The sequence below is a fragment of the Bacillus sp. FSL R5-0434 genome, assembly GCF_038004745.1.
Lineage (GTDB): Bacteria > Bacillota > Bacilli > Bacillales > Bacillaceae > Bacillus > Bacillus halotolerans.
This window is the reverse complement of the sequence record NZ_JBBORV010000001.1, coordinates 105,536-121,430: the sequence shown is the minus strand read 5'-3', so window position 1 is coordinate 121,430 and position 15,895 is coordinate 105,536. Positions and strand designations below refer to the sequence as shown.

Below are 15,895 nucleotides of genomic sequence, written 5' to 3'. Positions count from 1 at the left end.
TCACCCCTCAAATCATGCGTATTATATGTGTAATAAGCATTTCTTCCAAAGAAAGAAAGAAAACACTTTTACAAGACAAAAGAAAAAAGGGTTTCTAATTAAGAAAACCACATCCAAAAACAAATACCGATTTTATTAGCATTTCCATACTTGTATAATTTATACATAGATATTGACATTTCATCATATCAATCTAAATATATACATTGGCATTTTATAATATTAACATAGCCAAAATACCGAGTCAAACTTTTTTTGCTTTTATGATATAATAGCCTTTCTTTTTTTGAACGACAGAAACTTCTTCGAACAGTTCCTCAAGCTTTTCAATGGCAGAAGGCGCACCTTGTTTTTTCTGTATGACGATCCACAATTCACCTGAAGCTTTTAAGTGTTCAGCGCTTTTCTCAAAGATAGCATGGACAACTTTTTTTCCGGCTCGGATTGGGGGATTTGTAAGAATAGAAGCAAATGTTTGAGCAGAGTCAACGTTTGAAAACAAATCGCTTTGGTAAATCTCAACGTTTGTTATTCCGTTTTGTTCTGCATTTTCATTTGATAACTCTACGGCTCTTTCATTAACATCAATCATGTGGATGGTCCGGTCTTTAAAGTCGCCGGCCAGCGATAATCCAATCGGGCCATAGCCGCAGCCTACATCTAGAAAGCTGCCCTCAACTTCAGGCTCTTCAAAAGATTCGACCAGCAGGCGCGAGCCAAAATCGACTTCCTTTTTAGAAAATACACCGCTGTCGCTGGTAAACGTAAACTCCTTGTTTCGAAGCCTAAAAGACCATGTTTGTTTGTTGCTTTTTACTGAAGGTTTTTCTGAATAATAGTGCTCACTCATTATTAGAACCTCCTTTTTTTCATAACTTAAAGAATGGCAAAGAAAAAGCCCGCCTTATAAAAGCGAGCTTCCCCTACAGGCAAGTGAAGATTACTTAACTTCTACAGAAGCGCCAACTTCTTCAAGTTTAGCTTTAAGCTCTTCAGCTTCTTCTTTAGCAATACCTTCTTTAAGTGGTTTTGGAGTGTTGTCAACAAGTTCTTTAGCTTCTTTCAAGCCAAGACCAGTGATTTCACGTACAACTTTGATAACTTTGATTTTTTGAGAACCTGCACCAGCAAGGATAAGGTCGAATTCGCTTTGCTCTTCAGCAGCTCCGCCTGCAGCAGCTCCGCCAGCTACAGCTACAGGAGCAGCAGCAGTTACGCCAAATTCTTCTTCGATTGCTTTTACTAGGTCGTTCAATTCAAGTACAGTTGCTTCTTTAACGGAAGCAATGATTTCTTCGATATTTAAAGCCATTTGTAATTCCTCCATTTGTTTTGATTTTTAAAAACTGATTAGATTAAGCGCCTTGTTCTTCCTTTTGATCTGCCACAGCTTTTGCAGCAAGAGCAAGGTTGCGAACTGGAGCTTGAAGTACGCTAAGCAACATAGAAAGCAAGCCTTCGCGTGATGGAAGTTCAGCAAGAGCTTTCACTTCTTCAACAGTAGAAACTTTACCTTCGATAACGCCAGCTTTGATTTCAAGAGCTTCATGCTGTTTAGCAAACTCGTTTAGAACTTTAGCTGGAGCGACAACATCCTCAGTACTGAATGCAATTGCATTCGGTCCAGTTAAGACATCATTCAAACCATCAAGTTCAGCTTGTTCAACCGCACGGCGAGTCATTGTGTTTTTGTAAACTTTGAACTCAACGTTAGCTTCACGAAGCTGTTTACGAAGTTCTGTTACTTCAGAAACGTTAAGTCCGCGGTAATCAACGATGATCGTTGATTTGCTTTCTTTTAATTTAGAAGCAATTTCTTCAACAACAACTTTTTTTGTTTCAATTGCGCTGCTCATGGTTACACCTCCTGTAGATTCTTGTGTAACACTTATACCGTCAGGTGATCACGACTGAGAAACGGATTCCATATAAAAAGCCTCCATGAGACATGGAGGCTGTATATACAAGCATACGTAACGTAATAGCTGTGATAATATACACCTCGGTAGGATATTAAGCTGTTAAGCCCCTACTGTCTACGGTATAAATGATATATTATATTTTACAACATTTTGAATCATATCAGAATGTTGAATTCATGTCAATATTATTTTACGTTGAAAGTTGAAGCGTCTACTTTGACACCAGGTCCCATAGTAGAAGTTACAGCAACGTTTTTCACGTAAACACCTTTTGCTGCAGCAGGTTTTGCTTTCAGGATTGTATCATACATTGTTGTGAAGTTCTCAACAAGTTTTTCATCCTCGAAAGAAACTTTACCGATAGGAACATGGATGTTTCCAGCTTTATCAACGCGGTATTCAACTTTACCAGCTTTGATTTCGCCGATTGCTTTTTCAACTTCGAAAGTAACTGTACCAGTTTTAGGGTTTGGCATTAAACCTTTTGGTCCAAGCACACGACCGATTTTACCAACTTCACCCATCATGTCAGGTGTAGCTACGATTACATCGAAATCGAACCAGCCTTGTTGAATTTTGTTGATGTAGTCAGTATCTCCAACGTAATCTGCACCAGCAGCTTCAGCTTCTTTCGCTTTTTCGCCTTTTGCGAAAACGAGAACGCGCTGAGTTTTACCAGTTCCGTTTGGAAGCACAACTGCTCCGCGGATTTGCTGGTCGTTTTTACGAGGGTCAACCCCTAGACGGAATGCAACTTCAACTGTAGCGTCGAATTTAGCTGTGTTTGTTTTTTTAACGAGAGCTACTGCTTCAGAAACATCGTAAGCTTTCGCACGATCTACAAGCTTAGCAGCTTCTGCGTACTTTTTACCTTTTTTAGCCATTTTAAAATTTCCTCCTTATGTGGTTATAGCGGAATAACCTCCCACGAATAAGGGTTGCGAACTTGTGAAAACTCGCAACCCGACAAGAAACAAATTAATCCTCGATTACAATACCCATACTGCGTGCAGTACCTTCAACCATGCGCATTGCCGCTTCAACGTCTGCTGCGTTTAAGTCAGGCATTTTCGTTTCAGCGATTTCGCGTACTTTATCGCGCTTAACGGTTGCCACTTTATTACGGTTTGGTTCACCAGAACCAGACTCAATTCCAGCTGCTTTTTTAAGCAATACTGCAGCAGGTGGAGTTTTTGTAATAAATGTAAATGAACGGTCTTCGTAAACCGAAATTTCAACAGGAATGATTAAACCAGCTTGGTCAGCTGTACGAGCGTTAAACTCCTTACAGAATCCCATGATATTAACACCGGCTTGACCTAGTGCAGGTCCAACTGGCGGCGCTGGGTTAGCTTTTCCAGCAGGAATTTGCAATTTTACAACTTTTACTACTTTTTTAGCCACGAGACACACCTCCTTAAGTCCGTGATGTGGTAATAGGGTAAACCCTCCCACTCAAGGTTTCATTCTTTATATGAATGATGAAATATCAAGCTAGCTGCCTTGGATAAGTCCAAGACGTACCTTTGCTATATTATCATTTATATATAGCAATTTCAAGTTTTTTCACATTACAATTTGTCGATCTGGGTAAATTCCAGCTCAACCGGCGTTTCACGGCCGAACATATTAACGAAAACTTTAACCTTGCTTTTATCGTAGTCAATCTCTTCAATTGATCCCGTAAAGTTGGCAAAAGGTCCGTCTATCACTTTCACTGTCTCTTTTAATTCAAAGTCAATGTCAGTTTTGCGTTCGTCCATACCCATTCTCTTCAGAATGGTTTCTGCTTCGCCAGGAAGAAGCGCCGTCGGTTTTGAACCAGAGCCGGCAGAACCTACGAATCCAGTAACACCTGGTGTATTGCGGACAACATACCAAGAATCATCCGTCATGACGATTTCAACAAGGACGTAACCAGGGAATACTTTCTTTTTAACGACTTTTTTCTTGCCGTTTTTGATATCTGTCTCTTCTTCTTCAGGTACGACTACGCGAAAAATCTTATCCTGCATCCCCATTGATTCAACACGTTTTTCCAAGTTGGCTTTTACTTTGTTCTCATAACCAGAGTACGTGTGAACAACATACCAATTCTTTTCCATTCTCTTCAGGACTGTCCAGTCCTTCCCTCCCCGCATTTGGTTTTAGTGTACTACCATAACGCTTCATGCAAAAAATAGGCCGTAAGCCTATGATAACTTTCATTTTTAACCCACAATAAAAAACCCGCTGAACGGGTTTTGGCAAGTGATATTATGATCTATTATAGCACGTATTGCTGATCATTATTCAACTATTAAACGAATTAATTGAGAAATTCCTGTGTCAAGGAGGGCAAAAAAGATAATAAAAAAGATAACTGTTGAAATAACCGTGATGGTATAGCGAGTTAACTCTTTTCCTTTAGGCCAGCTTACCTTTTTCATTTCTTTCCCAACATCTTTAAAGAATCTCATAATACGCATGTAAAAGACCTCCACAATTTAAAAGCGCAAACACTATTTTGTTTCAAGATGAGCTGTATGTGAATTGCAAGTACTGCAGTATTTCTTTACTTCTAATCGCTCAGCCGCTGATGCAGAGCTCTTCATTGTCGTATAGTTACGGTTTCCGCATGTCTTGCATGCTAACGTAATCTTTTTTCTCATGTCATTACACCTTTTTCTAAATAGACATTAGTTCTTATCTTAAGTAACATATCATAGTCAGAAAAATACTGTCAATATACCATAAATCCCTATTACAAACTGATCTCGCGAATTTCCAGGTACTTCTCCAGCTTGCGTTTGACTCGCTGAAGGGCGTTATCGATCGATTTGACATGGCGGTTCAGCTCATCTGAAATCTCTTGGTAGCTTCTTCCGTCTAGATATAATACAAGTACTTTTCTCTCTAAATCACTTAAAAGTTCTCCCATTTTCATTTCAATATCATCAAATTCTTCCTGATTGATAATCATTTCTTCTGGGTTTAACGTTTTCGCTCCCGAAATGACATCAAGCAGCGTTCGGTCTGATTCTTCATCAAAAATCGGTTTATCTAATGAGACGTAGGAATTCAAAGGAATGTGTTTCTGGCGAGTAGCTGTCTTTATTGCGGTAATAATTTGGCGGGTAATACATAATTCTGCGAAAGCTTTGAAAGAGGTAAGCTTGTCCTCTTTGAAGTCACGAATAGACTTATAGAGGCCTATCATTCCTTCCTGAACAATATCTTCTCTGTCCGCACCTATTAAAAAATAGGATCTTGCTTTTGCACGAACAAAGTTTCGGTACTTCGTAATCAAGTAATCTAACGCATCACTGTCCCCAACATGAACCTTTTCAATGACCTGCTCGTCCTCCAACTGGCAAAACTGCTCTTTGTTGAATTTTCCCTTGTTGTTCTGTAGATTCACTCCGATCCCCCCGGCGCACGTAGATAGAAATATTATACATTACTGGACAAAAAAGCGTCAACTTAATCTAGGTCGCCCCTCCGCCATTTTTCAAACGTTTTCAAAACCTCTTCCGATAAAGCAATTTTACCCGCTGGCTTTTCGGAAGTGATCTTTCTTACCCGCCTTTCGATTCGCCTTTCTATCGCTTCTACCTCTCTCAAGAGCTCCCGGGCCGATTTTCGCAATGCCCCTTGTCCGAAAATCGCCCACTGCTCAGTGTAGTCAGAGGTCGCAACATGAATTTGAGTCGCAATGTTATTCAGATCCTGTGCCAGCTTTTCTATCCGCTCATCCGCAGTCTCATTTTCTTTTGTGAAAATCACTTCAACTCTGTGGTTAGTCTGTTTTTTCTCAATTCCCTTCACAAGATGCGCGTCAAATACGACAATAACCCTGTTTCCTGTATACGATTGATATTCCGCCATTTTCTGAATCAGTACGTCTCTCGCCTCTTCAAAACTATTCGCTTTTAAATCCTTCAGCTGCGGCCAGGCTCCAATCATGTTGTATCCGTCTACTAACAGGATATCCATTGATCATTATTCTCCCAGAGGGTTTCGCTTCCGGTAGACTTCATACATCAAAAGCCCCGCCGCTACAGATGCATTGAGTGAAGTAACTTTACCTGCCATCGGGAGTTTAATAAGAAAATCACATTTTTCTTTAATCAGGCGTCCCATTCCTTTTCCTTCACTTCCGATGACGAGAGCCAAAGGCATGCTGCCGTCCATTGTGCGGTAATCCTCCCGCGCGGATGCATCCGTTCCGACAACCCAGATTCCCCGCTCTTTCATTTCCTCTAGCGTTCGCGCCAAATTGGTGACCTTCGCCACTGGAATATGCTCAATTGCGCCTGTTGAAGCTTTTGCCACTGTAGTTGTCAGACCGACAGCTCTGCGTTTTGGAATTACAATGCCATGGGCGCCGACTGCATCAGCTGTTCTCATAATTGAACCGAGATTATGAGGGTCCTCAAGCTCGTCCAGAATGAGAAAGAAAGGCTGTTCATTTCTTTCCTCTGCCGCTTTATATAAGTCGTCCAGTTCCGCGTACTCATACGCTGCGACCTGCGCCACTACACCTTGGTGCTGCCCCGTCACCATTTGGTCGAGTTTTTTTCTAGGGACGTATTGAATGGTAATGCCCTGCTTTTTCGCGAGCTCAATCACCTGCTGTGCTTGTCCCTTTACGGTGTTTTCCGCCATCCACAGCTTATACAGCTTGCGATCTGATTTTAACGTCTCGATCACTGCATTTTTTCCTATGACGTAATCATGTTGCTGACTCATTTGTTTTCCTCCCTGACCGTTCCGAATTGTATAGCTTCAGCAACAAGCTGATTCAGTCTTTCTTCTTTTTTCTCAAGAAAAAGATAGCCCAGCAGTGCTTCAAATGCTGTACTATAGCGGTACGTCTGAACATCTGTATTTTTAGGTATCGTTCCCGACTTGGCATTTCTGCCTCTTTTCAGCACCGCTTCCTCTTCTTCCGTGAAAAAGGATTGATTCCGCAGAAAGAAAAGGATCTCAGCCTGTGACTTTGCCGATACGATCCGGCTTGATTTCTTGTGAAGATCATTTGGTTTGGTAAATCCCTGCTTAAGCAGGTGATGCCTCACATAAACTTCAAAAATGGCATCACCTATATAAGCAAGCGCAAGGCCGTTAAGCTGCTTTGAATCTTTTATCGTTTCAAAATCAAGCATCCGTTATTCTCCCCGTTTCCAGCGAGTGCCTTGAGCCGTATCTTCAAGAATGATATTCATGCTTTTCAGCTGGTCGCGGATCTGATCAGACAGAGCAAAATCACGATTGCGGCGCGCTTCATTTCTTTTTTCAATCAAATCTTCAATCTCTTGATCCAGAAGCTCCTGCTCACCCAGTGAGAAACCGAGGACAGAAACAATTCGGTCAAACATGTCAATAAACGCTGTAATAACGTGATCTGCCGTATGATCTTCCTGAAGATAATAGTTCGCATTCTTCGCCAAATCGAATAAAACAGAAATGGCATTCGCTGTATTAAAATCATCATCCATTGCTTCTTCAAATGCTGTTCGATGTTCTTCAATCTTTGCAAGCCATTTATCATCATCTTCTGTTAAATTCGTGCTGCTGTTTAAACGGTGCTGAAGGTTGCTGTACGCTGTTTTCAACCGGTTAAACGCGCTCTTTGTGTTCTCCAGAAGCTCTTCTGAATAGTTAATTGGGTGACGATAGTGAACAGACAGCATAAAGAATCTGAGCAGCTGCGGATCATGCTGTTTAATAATGTCATGCACAAGCACAAAGTTGCCGAGTGATTTTGACATTTTTTCATTATCGATATTGATATAGCCGTTATGAAGCCAGTATTTCGCAAATGTTTTGCCAGTCAGCGCTTCTGATTGAGCAATTTCATTTTCATGGTGAGGGAATGTTAAATCCTGGCCGCCTGCATGGATATCAATTTGATCACCTAAGTACTTTTTCACCATCGCAGAGCATTCAATGTGCCAGCCCGGACGTCCTTTCCCCCAAGGGCTATCCCAAGAGATTTCTCCTTCTTTAGCCGCTTTCCACAGAGCGAAATCAAGAGCATCTTCTTTTTTCTCGCCAACTCGGATGCGCGCGCCAGATCTCAATTCATCAATCGATTGCTGCGAGAGCTTTCCGTATCCCTCAAATGCTCTTGTTTTGAAATAAACATCTCCTTCAGATTCATAAGCATAGCCCTTTTTCACCAGCTGATCTATGAAATCAATAATCGCGTCCATGTTTTCCATGACGCGCGGATGAAGGTCCGCTTTTCTGCAGCCAAGAGCGCCCACATCTTCAAAGTATGCCTTAATAAAACGCTCAGAAATGGTTGGAACATCTTCACCAAGTTCATTTGCCGCTTTAATTAATTTATCATCTACATCTGTGAAGTTAGAGACATATTGGACATCGTAGCCTTTATACTCCAAATAGTTTCGAACCGTGTCATAAACGATGGCCGGACGGGCATTTCCAATATGAATATAATTGTAAACCGTCGGTCCGCACACGTACATTTTTACTTTTCCCTCTTCAAGAGGAACGAACGTTTCCTTCTGTCTAGTCAATGTATTATAAAGAGTGATTGTCATTTTTGATTAATCCTTTCTTTTCTGTCTTCAAGTTCCGTCTTCAGCTCTAAAATCTGCTGTTCCAAAGACTTAAACCGGTCAGCAACCGGATCGGGTAAATCCTGATGGTTTAAATCCCGTTTGATTTTCTTGCCGTTTTGCACGACAACCCTTCCCGGGATGCCGACAACTGTAGAGTAGTCCGGAACATCGTGCAGCACAACTGAACCAGCCCCTATTTTAGAGCCTTCACCGACAGTTATTGAACCGAGCACTTTAGCACCTGTCGCTATCAAAGCGTCATCTTTAATTGTCGGATGCCTTTTGCCCCTTTCTTTCCCCGTTCCTCCAAGAGTAACCCCCTGAAAAACGGTTACGTTATTGCCGATTTCACATGTCTCCCCAATGACAACCCCCATCCCATGGTCTATGAAAAATCTTCTTCCGATCGTAGCCCCTGGGTGGATTTCAATTCCTGTAAAAAATCGGCTCACCTGAGATATAAGGCGTGCAAGGAAATAAAATTTTCGTTTATATAAAGCATGTGCAATCCGATGCGCCCATATAGCATGTAAACCGGAATAAGTTAAAATCACTTCAAAATAACTTCGTGCTGCAGGATCTTGATCGAACACCGTATCAATGTCTTCTTTGAGCATTTTAAAAAACACATGCTTCCCCCCATTCTACCCGCTATCATCTATCTATTTCCTCTAGACCCAATAAAAAAAGCGCCTCTGCATGTAAACATGACAGAGACGCTTGACCGCGCGGTTCCACTCTGTTTGAAAAGCAGACTCCTGCTCTCCCAACTTCAGCCTGTAACGGCGGCGGCCGCCTTTGAATACTGGTTTCGAAAAACGTTCTTCAAAGGTCTTAAGGGCGCACTTCTAAAACCCGACTCCTGGATCTCTCTCAGCCAATGAAGATCCTTTCTGTATTGGTCTAAAGCTTTATACTCTTCCCTGTCAACAATCATCTATTTAGATATTTTTCAACCGCTGAATTGCAGATTCTTTTCCGATCAGTTCAATTGATTGCGGAAGCTCAGGACCGTGAGTCTGGCCTGTTACAGCAACACGGATCGGCATAAACAGTTTTTTCCCTTTATGACCTGTTTCTTTCTGCACTGCTTTGATAGAAGCTTTGATCTGGTCCGGAGTGAACTCCTCCAGCTCTTCAAGCTTCGCAGCGAATGTGCTGAGTACTTCAGGCACCTGTTCTTCTTCTAGAACAGCTTTTGCTTCTTGATTATACTCGATCTCATCCGTAAAGAACAAATCAGTCAGCTCAACAATTTCCGCACCGTAGCTCAATTGCTCATGATATAGAGAAATCAGTTTGCGAACCCATTCTTGTTCTTCAGGAGATAGTTCATTGCCAACTTTGCCGGCTTTTTGAAGATGCGGAAGCGTAAGCTCAACAACCTGATCAAGATCCAATTTTTTCACATATTGGTTGTTGACCCATTTCAGCTTATGCATATCAAACAGAGCTGGTGATTTAGATAAACGATTTACATCAAAAATTTCAATAAACTCTTCTTTTGTGAAAAGCTCTTCTTCTCCCACCGGCGACCAGCCCAGCAGGCCGATAAAGTTGAACAGCGCCTCCGGTAAGTAGCCAAGCTCTTTATATTGCTCAATGAATTGAATAATCGATTCATCACGTTTGCTGAGCTTTTTACGGCTTTCATTTACAATCAACGTCATGTGGCCGAACTGAGGAATATCCCAGCCGAACGCTTGAAAGATCATGATCTGTTTTGGTGTATTCGAAATATGGTCCTCACCGCGCAGCACGTGCGTCATTTTCATTAGATAGTCATCCACAGCTACTGCAAAGTTATAAGTCGGCGTTCCGTCTTTTTTTACAATAACAAAGTCGCCGATGCCATCAGATTCGAAAGAAATTTCACCTTTTACAATATCATTAAACGCAATGATTTTTCCTTCAGGGACACGGAAACGAATACTCGGCTTTCTGCCCTCTGCAAGGAATTTTTCCTGTTCTTCCTGAGTCAGATCTCTGTGCTTTCCGGAATAACGCGGCATCTCTCCGCGGGCAATCTGCTCTTCACGTTCTTTTTCAAGTTCTTCTTCTGTACAGAAACATTTATAAGCAAGCCCTTTTTCAAGCAGCTCTTCATAGTAAACCTTATAGATATCGTTACGCTCGGACTGACGGTATGGGCCGTACTCTCCGCCGACATCCACACTCTCATCCCAGTCGATGCCAAGCCATTTTAAATAGTTGAGCTGGCTTTGTTCTCCGCCCTCAATGTTGCGTTTTTTATCAGTGTCCTCAACACGAATAATAAACTTGCCGCCTTGGTTGCGGGCAAATAAATAATTAAAAAGCGCCGTTCTGGCATTTCCAATATGCAAATGTCCTGTTGGACTCGGTGCATAACGGACGCGTACTTCGTTTCCCATTTCATATACTTCCTTTCATCTCATGTATGGCCTCAGGCTAAATGTATGCATCTATTCTACCACCAAATAGACCGGGCATCAAAACAAGTTAGCCTTTTTGTATCAGCACTGTGGCTTGAGCCGCTATTCCTTCCGCTCTTCCTGTAAATCCAAGCTTTTCGGTCGTGGTCGCTTTAACATTCACTTGGGAAACCTCTGCCTCAAGCCCTTCAGCGATTCTTTTTCTCATGTCTTCTATGTACGGCGCCATCTTCGGCTTCTGTGCAATGATCGTACAGTCAATATTTCCAAGTATATACCCTTTCTGTTTCACAATCCCCCAGACATGCTGAAGTAATTTAAACGAATCAGCATCCTTGAACTCCGGATCTGTATCCGGGAAATGCTTGCCGATGTCGCCCTCCCCGACAGCTCCGAGGCATGCGTCAGCAACTGTGTGCAATAATACATCCGCGTCAGAATGTCCGAGCAATCCTTTTTCATACGGGATTTCAACTCCGCCGATAATGAGAGGCCGGCCCTCTACTAATTGGTGCACATCAAAACCTTGTCCGATTCTAAACATGATTATTCCCACTTTCTGCTTCCATGATAGCTTCAGCTGACGTTAAATCATCAGGAGTCGTCAGCTTAATATTTGTATAGTTACCTTCTACAACACGAACCGAACGGCCCTCCAGCTGTTCGACGAGACTGGCGTCATCCGTTCCTAAAAACCCTCTGCGCTCTGCCTCAGCGTGAGCCTCCATCAATAAAGAAAGACGAAAAGCTTGTGGCGTTTGGACAGCCCACAAGCTTGAACGTTCAATCGTCTCACTGACTTCTAAATCTTGAACGCGTTTAATCGTATCTTTTACCGGAACAGCCAGGATGGCCGCTCCGGTCTGCTCCGCTTCTGCAATCAGTTCGTCAATCTGTTCATGCTTTATAAAAGGACGAGCGCCGTCGTGAACGAGGACAATCTTTTCGTGTTTAACGGCTTTGAGCCCTTTATAAACACTGTGCTGGCGTTCATCTCCGCCTGCTACAAGCTCGATAGCGGTTTGAAACGGATATTGGTTCAGCAATTGCTGAAAGTCGTCCCGTTCGCGCTCGTTAATCACCAAAATGATTCTGCCGCACGGACGATGGCTGTCAAACACCCGTAAAGTGTGAATGATAACCGGGTCTCCTTTCAGCTCGATAAACAGTTTATTTCTCCCTGCCTTCATCCGTTTCCCCTGTCCGGCCGCAAGAATTACCACATCATAATTCATTGTTCTTTCTCCCTTTACAGCGCCTTCTCCAACAGCTTAGGCTTGGCAAAAATCATTCGTCCCGCTGCTGTCTGCAGCACGCTTGTGACGAGAACATCAATGTGTTTGCCGATATAATTCCGTCCTTCTTCAACGACAATCATAGTGCCGTCATCCAAGTAAGCGACTCCCTGATTATGCTCTTTGCCGTCTTTAATGACCTGAACATTCATTTCCTCACCCGGAAGCACAACAGGCTTGACCGCGTTGGCAAGGTCATTAATGTTTAACACTGCTACCTTCTGAAGCTCGCACACTTTATTTAAATTAAAATCATTCGTCACAACGACTCCGGATGTCAGTTTAGCGAGTTTGACCAGCTTGCTGTCAACCTCCTGGATATCTTCAAAGTCACCTTCATAAATTTCAACTTTAATATCTAATTCTTTTTGAATGCGGTTCAGGATATCAAGACCGCGGCGCCCTCTGTTGCGTTTTAACACATCTGAGGAGTCAGCGATATGCTGCAATTCCTCAAGGACAAACTGCGGAATCACGATAATTCCCTCTAAAAAACCAGTCTGACAAATATCTGCAATTCTCCCATCAATAATAACACTTGTGTCCAGGATTTTCAGCTTTTTGTCTTGGACCTCGTGCTCTTCATCAGCTGTTCCTTTTTTCTTTTGCATTCTGGCGGAAATGGAGAATAGGCTGATCAATTCATCCTTTTTCTTAAAGCCCACCTGAAAGCCAAGATAACCGAGAAAGAAAGCTAAAAACACAGGGATGATTGTGCTGAGTATGCGGTAAGGTATATTGTCTAAAGGAATAACGTTTACGATAAGATAAGCAATTATAAGTCCAAATACTAAGCCAAGACTTCCAAATAACAAATCTGGGACCGGCGCTTTTAATAATGAATCCTCTATCCACTTAACCCAGTTCACAACGTAATCTGTACCCCATATACTGATGAGAAAAAAGATAATTGCACCTATTGCCGCAGACGTATATGCGTTTGTTATTAAAGGTATGTCCTGTAAACTTAACAGTACAAACAATTCAGGTATTAAAAATATACCAACAACGCCGCCGAAGATAATGAAGAACGCCTGAACTATTCGTTTTAACATACCCCCACCTCCTTTAAAGAAAATTATTGTATTTCACAAGATTTTACGCAACCTACGAATATCAGAATAAACAAAAACCAACAATAATATACCCGTAAAGATATGGTTTTAACCGAAAATCATAGCTGTCTGTCTAAATAATGCTTCTCTTGAAGGCGTTTTAAGCCCTTTTTGATTTTTTGGGCTCGTACTTCACCGATACCCTCTACTTCATCTAATTCTTCTGCGCTGGCCTCAATAATTCTCGGCAGTACGCCAAATGCCTCCACCACATTCTCCACAATCGGCATCGGAAGGCGCGGAATCTTATTTAGCAGCCTGTATCCTCTAGGCAGAACATAGTCATCAAGATTTGTAGAAGCCGGATAACCAAGCAGCTTATAAACAATGGAATCATCAAGCAAATCGTAGCTGGACATATCCTGCAGCTCTTTTAAAAGGACAAATGGATCTTTAATCTTTTCTTTCACATAATCCTTAATAAATAAAGCAGCCTCTTCTTCCATATCAGTAATCAGTTCGATGACCTGCAGCTTAATCAAATGACCTTCTGTTCCCAGTTCCCTGATATACATGTTGATTTCATTTTTGATTCGCAGCACCATTTCATAACGGTGCATCACAGACAGAACATCGCTGAATGTAACGAGTTCCTCAAACTCTAATGCGTTTAGTGCATTAATCGTTTTGTCCAGAATTGTTTTATATTTTTCTAGAGTTTGAATGGCTTGGTTCGCTTTTGTTAAAATAAATCCTATGTCTTTAAGTGTATACTTCATACTTTCCTGATATAACGTTATGACATTTCTTCTCTCAGAAATTGCGATAACGAGACAGCCGGTTTGCTTAGCTACTCTTTCGGCGGTGCGGTGCCTCATTCCTGTTTCTGACGAAGAAATTGTGGCTTCAGGCATCAATTGTGTATTGGCATATAGGATTTTTTGACCAGAATCACTTAAAATAATCGCACCATCCATTTTAGCCAGTTCATATAAATGCGCCGGAGAAAAAGCAGTGTTAATGTGGAAACCGCCATCCACCACTTCTTTTACTTTATCATTATATCCAACAACAATCAGACCGCCTGTATTTGCTCTCAGTACATTTTCTATCCCCGCTCTGAGCGGTGTTCCAGGAGCAACAAACTGCAAAATAGAAGACAGGTCTAACTCATGTTTCGCCCCTTTTTTCTCTTTTTCCATCTATTATCCTCCTAATGAAGTACGAAGTGCCTCTGCAACATTTGCTACTCCGATGACCTCAATCCCTTTTGGTTTCGTCCATCCATCCAGATTTGCCGCAGGTATGATCATGCGTTTAAAACCAAGCTTTGCCGCTTCTTTTACACGCTGTTCAATTCTTGATACCCGGCGGACTTCTCCGGTTAATCCCACTTCTCCTATAAAGCAATCTGCAGGATTTGGAGGTGTGTCTCTAAAGCTTGATGCGATACTGACCGCTATAGCAAGATCAATCGCAGGTTCATCAAGTTTGACGCCGCCCGCTACCTTCAAATATGCATCCTGATTTTGCAGCAGCAGCCCTACTCTTTTTTCTAACACAGCCATTAACAGTGACACCCTGTTATGATCTATCCCTGTTGCCATGCGCCGCGGATTGCCAAAGCTTGTTGGCGAGATGAGCGCCTGAATTTCAACAAGAATCGGCCTTGTACCTTCCATAGAAGCCGTTATGCTCGACCCCGCAGATCCCGCCGAACGCTCTTCTAAGAAGATCTCTGAAGGATTCAGTACCTCAGTAAGCCCTTCTTCCCGCATTTCAAAAATACCCATTTCGTTTGTAGAACCAAAGCGGTTTTTTACAGCCCGTAAGATTCGGAAAGTATGGTGACGTTCTCCTTCAAAGTATAAAACAGTGTCAACCATATGCTCCAGCAGTCTCGGCCCCGCGATGGATCCTTCTTTCGTTACGTGACCTACAATAAATATCGGAATACCTTTTGTCTTTGCAATTTTCATCAGCTCGGCTGTACATTCTCTTACCTGTGACACACTGCCGGGAGCCGAGGTGATATCGCTTTGATAGACCGTTTGAATAGAGTCAACAACCACAAACGCTGGATTCATCTCTTCTATAGCAGACGAAATATACTCCATATCGGTTTCGGATAAAACATGCAGTGAGGGATTATTTATGCCCAGACGGTCTGCTCTTAATTTCGTTTGTTTTACCGATTCTTCTCCTGAAATGTACAGAACATGACGTGTTGAACCAGATAACTGAGCGGATACTTGCAGTAATAAGGTCGATTTTCCGATGCCGGGGTCCCCGCCAATTAAAACAAGTGAGCCCTTCACCACACCGCCGCCGAGCACTCTGTTAAACTCGCCGAGCTGTGTTTTAACCCGGGGTTCTTCTGATGTTTCGATTGATGTTATGGGGGAAGGTTTCTGTACGGTTTGAACAGAATGAGAAAAAGCCGCTCTCCGATTGGCCGGTGCTTTTTTAATCATTTCTTCCACCATTGTATTCCAAGCACCGCAGCCCGGACATTTCCCCATCCATTTTGGAGACTCGTAGCCGCAGGATTGGCAGATGAATTTGGATTTTGTTTTAGCCATAAATAGTGTAAGACCTCTCCCTTGTTCTATTTCTTGATACGAAATTGAGGCATAC

General features: G+C 42.3%; 19 protein-coding genes, 1 pseudogene and 2 other annotated features. All 20 genes and pseudogenes read right to left on the bottom strand.

Features of this window, described 5'->3' with window-relative positions; translation table 11 throughout:
* Positions 1 to 244: 244 nt before the first annotated feature.
* Positions 245 to 850 carry a class I SAM-dependent methyltransferase gene (locus NYE43_RS00675; RefSeq protein ID WP_101861385.1) on the bottom strand — a complete coding sequence of 202 codons (606 nt, stop codon included), beginning with the start codon at positions 848 to 850 and terminating at the stop codon, positions 245 to 247.
* A gap of 90 nt (positions 851 to 940) precedes the next feature.
* Positions 941 to 1,312 carry a 50S ribosomal protein L7/L12 gene (rplL, locus tag NYE43_RS00670; protein WP_003156436.1) on the bottom strand — a complete coding sequence of 124 codons (372 nt, stop codon included), beginning with the start codon at positions 1,310 to 1,312 and terminating at the stop codon, positions 941 to 943.
* A gap of 43 nt (positions 1,313 to 1,355) precedes the next feature.
* A complete protein-coding gene (gene rplJ, locus NYE43_RS00665; protein ID WP_044153425.1) occupies positions 1,356 to 1,856 on the bottom strand; it encodes a 50S ribosomal protein L10 in 501 nt (166 codons plus the stop codon).
* A 64-nt stretch (positions 1,857 to 1,920) separates the two neighbouring features.
* Positions 1,921 to 2,060: a sequence feature (ribosomal protein L10 leader region), on the bottom strand.
* A gap of 47 nt (positions 2,061 to 2,107) precedes the next feature.
* Positions 2,108 to 2,806, bottom strand: coding sequence for a 50S ribosomal protein L1 (gene rplA / locus NYE43_RS00660; protein ID WP_003225765.1), 699 nt, complete (start codon positions 2,804 to 2,806; stop codon positions 2,108 to 2,110).
* A 94-nt stretch (positions 2,807 to 2,900) separates the two neighbouring features.
* On the bottom strand, positions 2,901 to 3,326 hold the full coding sequence (gene rplK / locus NYE43_RS00655) for a 50S ribosomal protein L11 (protein ID WP_003156430.1): 426 nt from the start codon (positions 3,324 to 3,326) through the stop codon (positions 2,901 to 2,903).
* 167 nt (positions 3,327 to 3,493) lie between these two features.
* A complete protein-coding gene (gene nusG / locus NYE43_RS00650; protein WP_010332761.1) occupies positions 3,494 to 4,027 on the bottom strand; it encodes a transcription termination/antitermination protein NusG in 534 nt (177 codons plus the stop codon).
* A 183-nt stretch (positions 4,028 to 4,210) separates the two neighbouring features.
* A complete protein-coding gene (secE, locus tag NYE43_RS00645) occupies positions 4,211 to 4,390 on the bottom strand; it encodes a preprotein translocase subunit SecE (protein ID WP_010327716.1) in 180 nt (59 codons plus the stop codon).
* Positions 4,391 to 4,423: 33 nt separating this feature from the next.
* A complete protein-coding gene (rpmG, locus tag NYE43_RS00640; RefSeq protein ID WP_003156421.1) occupies positions 4,424 to 4,573 on the bottom strand; it encodes a 50S ribosomal protein L33 in 150 nt (49 codons plus the stop codon).
* Between the two features lie 92 nt (positions 4,574 to 4,665).
* The gene (gene sigH / locus NYE43_RS00635) at positions 4,666 to 5,322 is read right to left on the bottom strand and encodes an RNA polymerase sporulation sigma factor SigH (RefSeq protein WP_003225758.1); all 657 of its coding nucleotides are present in this window, start codon (positions 5,320 to 5,322) and stop codon (positions 4,666 to 4,668) included.
* Positions 5,323 to 5,384: 62 nt separating this feature from the next.
* Positions 5,385 to 5,897, bottom strand: coding sequence for a ribosome-dependent mRNA decay endonuclease Rae1/YacP (gene rae1 / locus NYE43_RS00630; RefSeq protein ID WP_044153431.1), 513 nt, complete (start codon positions 5,895 to 5,897; stop codon positions 5,385 to 5,387).
* A gap of 6 nt (positions 5,898 to 5,903) precedes the next feature.
* Positions 5,904 to 6,653, bottom strand: coding sequence for a 23S rRNA (guanosine(2251)-2'-O)-methyltransferase RlmB (gene rlmB / locus NYE43_RS00625; RefSeq protein ID WP_059336713.1), 750 nt, complete (start codon positions 6,651 to 6,653; stop codon positions 5,904 to 5,906).
* Positions 6,637 to 7,069: pseudogene (locus NYE43_RS00620) on the bottom strand (mini-ribonuclease 3). Before NYE43_RS00620 ends, rlmB begins: the two are co-directional and overlap by 17 nt.
* A gap of 3 nt (positions 7,070 to 7,072) precedes the next feature.
* Positions 7,073 to 8,473: a cysteine--tRNA ligase gene (cysS, locus tag NYE43_RS00615; protein ID WP_059352661.1), complete on the bottom strand. Its 1,401-nt coding sequence runs from the start codon at positions 8,471 to 8,473 to the stop codon at positions 7,073 to 7,075.
* Complete coding sequence (gene cysE / locus NYE43_RS00610; protein ID WP_059336716.1) at positions 8,470 to 9,123, bottom strand: serine O-acetyltransferase; 654 nt, start codon at positions 9,121 to 9,123, stop codon at positions 8,470 to 8,472. Before cysE ends, cysS begins: the two co-directional genes overlap by 4 nt.
* Positions 9,124 to 9,203: 80 nt before the next feature.
* Positions 9,204 to 9,433, bottom strand: a binding site (T-box leader).
* Between the two features lie 2 nt (positions 9,434 to 9,435).
* Complete coding sequence (gene gltX / locus NYE43_RS00605; RefSeq protein WP_044153440.1) at positions 9,436 to 10,887, bottom strand: glutamate--tRNA ligase; 1,452 nt, start codon at positions 10,885 to 10,887, stop codon at positions 9,436 to 9,438.
* 88 nt (positions 10,888 to 10,975) lie between these two features.
* Entirely contained in the window at positions 10,976 to 11,452 is a 477-nt protein-coding gene (ispF, locus tag NYE43_RS00600; protein ID WP_101864922.1) for a 2-C-methyl-D-erythritol 2,4-cyclodiphosphate synthase, read from the bottom strand.
* Entirely contained in the window at positions 11,445 to 12,143 is a 699-nt protein-coding gene (gene ispD, locus NYE43_RS00595) for a 2-C-methyl-D-erythritol 4-phosphate cytidylyltransferase (RefSeq protein ID WP_095714844.1), read from the bottom strand. The genes ispF and ispD overlap by 8 nt, the downstream gene beginning before the upstream one ends.
* Positions 12,144 to 12,157: 14 nt before the next feature.
* Positions 12,158 to 13,258 carry a PIN/TRAM domain-containing protein gene (locus NYE43_RS00590; RefSeq protein WP_059291688.1) on the bottom strand — a complete coding sequence of 367 codons (1,101 nt, stop codon included), beginning with the start codon at positions 13,256 to 13,258 and terminating at the stop codon, positions 12,158 to 12,160.
* Between the two features lie 119 nt (positions 13,259 to 13,377).
* Positions 13,378 to 14,460 carry a DNA integrity scanning diadenylate cyclase DisA gene (gene disA / locus NYE43_RS00585; protein ID WP_003242042.1) on the bottom strand — a complete coding sequence of 361 codons (1,083 nt, stop codon included), beginning with the start codon at positions 14,458 to 14,460 and terminating at the stop codon, positions 13,378 to 13,380.
* 3 nt (positions 14,461 to 14,463) lie between these two features.
* Complete coding sequence (gene radA, locus NYE43_RS00580) at positions 14,464 to 15,840, bottom strand: DNA repair protein RadA (protein WP_044153447.1); 1,377 nt, start codon at positions 15,838 to 15,840, stop codon at positions 14,464 to 14,466.
* Positions 15,841 to 15,895: the final 55 nt, after the last annotated feature.